General features: G+C 57.1%; 2 rRNA genes. Both read left to right on the top strand.

What is annotated here, in order from left to right:
- Positions 1-219: 219 nt before the first annotated feature.
- Positions 220-1748 (top strand): 16S ribosomal RNA (locus M8I34_RS40925).
- A gap of 303 nt (positions 1749-2051) precedes the next feature.
- Positions 2052-5125, top strand: a 23S ribosomal RNA gene (locus M8I34_RS40920); the annotation flags it as partial.

Raw genomic sequence — 5125 nt, 5'->3', positions numbered from 1 at the left:
CAAAGGAAGCGTCCGTTCCTTGAGAACTCAACAGCGTGCCAAAAGTCAACGCCAGATATGTTGATACCCCGTCCACTTCGGTGGATGAGGTTCCTTTGAAAGTCCACCACGGCCCATGCGGTCGGGGTGGCACACACAGCGAGGACGCTGTGAACGACCGGACCTATTCCGTCTGGTCGTTCCGCTCTCGTGTGTGTTTCACCCGATTACGGGTAAACATTCACGGAGAGTTTGATCCTGGCTCAGGACGAACGCTGGCGGCGTGCTTAACACATGCAAGTCGAACGATGAACCTCCTTCGGGAGGGGATTAGTGGCGAACGGGTGAGTAACACGTGGGCAATCTGCCCTTCACTCTGGGACAAGCCCTGGAAACGGGGTCTAATACCGGATACGACACACGACCGCATGGTCTGTGTGTGGAAAGCTCCGGCGGTGAAGGATGAGCCCGCGGCCTATCAGCTTGTTGGTGGGGTGATGGCCTACCAAGGCGACGACGGGTAGCCGGCCTGAGAGGGCGACCGGCCACACTGGGACTGAGACACGGCCCAGACTCCTACGGGAGGCAGCAGTGGGGAATATTGCACAATGGGCGAAAGCCTGATGCAGCGACGCCGCGTGAGGGATGACGGCCTTCGGGTTGTAAACCTCTTTCAGCAGGGAAGAAGCGAGAGTGACGGTACCTGCAGAAGAAGCGCCGGCTAACTACGTGCCAGCAGCCGCGGTAATACGTAGGGCGCAAGCGTTGTCCGGAATTATTGGGCGTAAAGAGCTCGTAGGCGGCTTGTCACGTCGGATGTGAAAGCCCGGGGCTTAACCCCGGGTCTGCATTCGATACGGGCAGGCTAGAGTTCGGTAGGGGAGATCGGAATTCCTGGTGTAGCGGTGAAATGCGCAGATATCAGGAGGAACACCGGTGGCGAAGGCGGATCTCTGGGCCGATACTGACGCTGAGGAGCGAAAGCGTGGGGAGCGAACAGGATTAGATACCCTGGTAGTCCACGCCGTAAACGTTGGGAACTAGGTGTGGGCGACATTCCACGTCGTCCGTGCCGCAGCTAACGCATTAAGTTCCCCGCCTGGGGAGTACGGCCGCAAGGCTAAAACTCAAAGGAATTGACGGGGGCCCGCACAAGCAGCGGAGCATGTGGCTTAATTCGACGCAACGCGAAGAACCTTACCAAGGCTTGACATACACCGGAAACGTCTGGAGACAGGCGCCCCCTTGTGGTCGGTGTACAGGTGGTGCATGGCTGTCGTCAGCTCGTGTCGTGAGATGTTGGGTTAAGTCCCGCAACGAGCGCAACCCTTGTTCTGTGTTGCCAGCATGCCCTTCGGGGTGATGGGGACTCACAGGAGACTGCCGGGGTCAACTCGGAGGAAGGTGGGGACGACGTCAAGTCATCATGCCCCTTATGTCTTGGGCTGCACACGTGCTACAATGGCCGGTACAATGAGCTGCGATACCGCGAGGTGGAGCGAATCTCAAAAAGCCGGTCTCAGTTCGGATTGGGGTCTGCAACTCGACCCCATGAAGTCGGAGTTGCTAGTAATCGCAGATCAGCATTGCTGCGGTGAATACGTTCCCGGGCCTTGTACACACCGCCCGTCACGTCACGAAAGTCGGTAACACCCGAAGCCGGTGGCCCAACCCCTTGTGGGAGGGAATCGTCGAAGGTGGGACTGGCGATTGGGACGAAGTCGTAACAAGGTAGCCGTACCGGAAGGTGCGGCTGGATCACCTCCTTTCTAAGGAGCACTTCTTACCAACTCCGGTTGGTCAGAGGCCAGTACATCAGCGAATGTCTGATGCTGGTTGCTCATGGGTGGAACGTTGACTATTCGGCACACTTGATTGGTTGTCACTAGTACTGCTTCGGCGTGGAACGTGGGGATTGATGGAGTGGGCCGGGCACGTTGTTGGGTATCTGAGGGTACGGACCGTTGAGTCTGGACCTTCGCGATGCCGGCCCCAGTGAACTCAGCCTTCGGGTTGGGGTGATGGGTGGCTGGTCGTTGCTTGAGAACTGCACAGTGGACGCGAGCATCTGTGGCCAAGTTTTTAAGGGCGCACGGTGGATGCCTTGGCACCAGGAACCGATGAAGGACGTGGGAGGCCACGATAGGCCCCGGGGAGCTGTCAACCGAGCTTTGATCCGGGGGTGTCCGAATGGGGAAACCCGGCAGTCGTCATGGGCTGTCACCCGCTGCTGAACACATAGGCAGTGTGGAGGGAACGCGGGGAAGTGAAACATCTCAGTACCCGCAGGAAGAGAAAACAACAGTGATTCCGGGAGTAGTGGCGAGCGAAACCGGATGAGGCCAAACCAGTCACGTGTGATACCCGGCAGGGGTTGCGTGGTTGGGGTTGTGGGAGTTCTCTTTTGCAGTCTGCCGGCTGTGAGGCAAGTCAGAAACCGTTGGTGTAGGCGAAGGACATGCGAAAGGTCCGGCGTAGAGGGTAAGACCCCCGTAGCTGAAACATCAACGGCTTGCTTGAGAACCACCCAAGTAGCACGGGGCCCGAGAAATCCCGTGTGAATCTGGCGGGACCACCCGTTAAGCCTAAATATTCCCTGGTGACCGATAGCGGATAGTACCGTGAGGGAATGGTGAAAAGTACCGCGGGAGCGGAGTGAAATAGTACCTGAAACCGTGTGCCTACAAGCCGTGGGAGCGTCGCGCATCGAGCTTGCTCGGTGCGTCGTGACTGCGTGCCTTTTGAAGAATGAGCCTGCGAGTTTGCGGTATGTTGCGAGGTTAACCCGTGTGGGGAAGCCGTAGCGAAAGCGAGTCCGAATAGGGCGTTGAGTAGCGTGCCCAAGACCCGAAGCGGAGTGATCTAGCCATGGGCAGGTTGAAGCGGAGGTAAGACTTCGTGGAGGACCGAACCCACCAGGGTTGAAAACCTGGGGGATGACCTGTGGTTAGGGGTGAAAGGCCAATCAAACTCCGTGATAGCTGGTTCTCCCCGAAATGCATTTAGGTGCAGCGTCGTGTGTTTCTTGCCGGAGGTAGAGCACTGGATAGGCGATGGGCCCTACCGGGTTACTGACCTTAGCCAAACTCCGAATGCCGGTAAGTGAGAGCGCGGCAGTGAGACTGTGGGGGATAAGCTCCATGGTCGAGAGGGAAACAGCCCAGAGCATCGACTAAGGCCCCTAAGCGTGTGCTAAGTGGGAAAGGATGTGGAGTCGCAGAGACAACCAGGAGGTTGGCTTAGAAGCAGCCACCCTTGAAAGAGTGCGTAATAGCTCACTGGTCAAGTGATTCCGCGCCGACAATGTAGCGGGGCTCAAGCACACCGCCGAAGTCGTGTCATTGCAGCAATACGGCCAACGCCGGCTGTGATGGGTAGGGGAGCGTCGTGTGCCGGGTGAAGCAGCCGTGGAAACGAGTTGTGGACGGTTCACGAGTGAGAATGCAGGCATGAGTAGCGATACACACGTGGGAAACGTGTGCGCCGATTGACTAAGGGTTCCTGGGTCAAGCTGATCTGCCCAGGGTAAGTCGGGACCTAAGGCGAGGCCGACAGGCGTAGTCGATGGACAACCGGTTGATATTCCGGTACCCGCTTTGAAACGCCCAATATCGAATCCATTAATGCTAAGGCCGTGAAGCCGGCCTGGAGTCTTCGGACAAAGGGACGTGGTGGAGCCGCCGATCCAAGGTGGTAGTAGGTAAGCGATGGGGTGACGCAGGAAGGTAGTCCAGCCCGGGCGGTGGTTGTCCCGGGGTAAGGGTGTAGGCCGTGTGGTAGGTAAATCCGTCACACATTAAGGCTGAGACCTGATGCCGAGCCGATTGTGGTGAAGTGGATGATCCTATGCTGTCGAGAAAAGCCTCTAGCGAGTTTCATGGCGGCCCGTACCCTAAACCGACTCAGGTGGTCAGGTAGAGAATACCGAGGCGTTCGGGTGAACTATGGTTAAGGAACTCGGCAAAATGCCCCCGTAACTTCGGGAGAAGGGGGGCCATTGCTGGTGATGGAATTTTCTTCCTGAGCTGGTGGTGGCCGCAGAGACCAGCGAGAAGCGACTGTTTACTAAAAACACAGGTCCGTGCGAAGCCGTAAGGCGATGTATACGGACTGACGCCTGCCCGGTGCTGGAACGTTAAGGGGACCGGTTAGTCACATTTCGGTGTGGCGAAGCTGAGAACTTAAGCGCCAGTAAACGGCGGTGGTAACTATAACCATCCTAAGGTAGCGAAATTCCTTGTCGGGTAAGTTCCGACCTGCACGAATGGCGTAACGACTTCTCGACTGTCTCAACCATAGGCCCGGTGAAATTGCATTACGAGTAAAGATGCTCGTTTCGCGCAGCAGGACGGAAAGACCCCGGGACCTTTACTATAGCTTGATATTGGTGTTCGGTTCGGCTTGTGTAGGATAGGTGGGAGACTTTGAAGCGGCCACGCCAGTGGTTGTGGAGTCATTGTTGAAATACCACTCTGGTCGTGCTGGATGTCTAACCTGGGTCCGTGATCCGGATCAGGGACAGTGTCTGGTGGGTAGTTTAACTGGGGCGGTTGCCTCCTAAAGAGTAACGGAGGCGCCCAAAGGTTCCCTCAGCCTGGTTGGCAATCAGGTGTTGAGTGTAAGTGCACAAGGGAGCTTGACTGTGAGACTGACGGGTCGAGCAGGTACGAAAGTAGGGACTAGTGATCCGGCGGTGGCTTGTGGAAGCGCCGTCGCTCAACGGATAAAAGGTACCCCGGGGATAACAGGCTGATCTTCCCCAAGAGTCCATATCGACGGGATGGTTTGGCACCTCGATGTCGGCTCGTCGCATCCTGGGGCTGGAGTCGGTCCCAAGGGTTGGGCTGTTCGCCCATTAAAGCGGTACGCGAGCTGGGTTTAGAACGTCGTGAGACAGTTCGGTCCCTATCCGCTGTGCGCGTAGGAGTATTGAGAAGGGCTGTCCCTAGTACGAGAGGACCGGGACGGACGAACCTCTGGTGTGCCAGTTGTCCTGCCAAGGGCATGGCTGGTTGGCTACGTTCGGAAAGGATAACCGCTGAAAGCATCTAAGCGGGAAGCCTGCTTCGAGATGAGTACTCCCACCCCCTTTGAGGGGTTAAGGCTCCCAGTAGACGACTGGGTTGATAGGCCAGATATGGAAGCC

Source organism: Streptomyces sp. MCA2, assembly GCF_023544705.1.
Lineage (GTDB): Bacteria > Actinomycetota > Actinomycetes > Streptomycetales > Streptomycetaceae > Streptomyces > Streptomyces decoyicus.
Note: the sequence above shows the minus strand (reverse complement) of the source record. Positions and strands in the feature narration are given on the sequence as shown.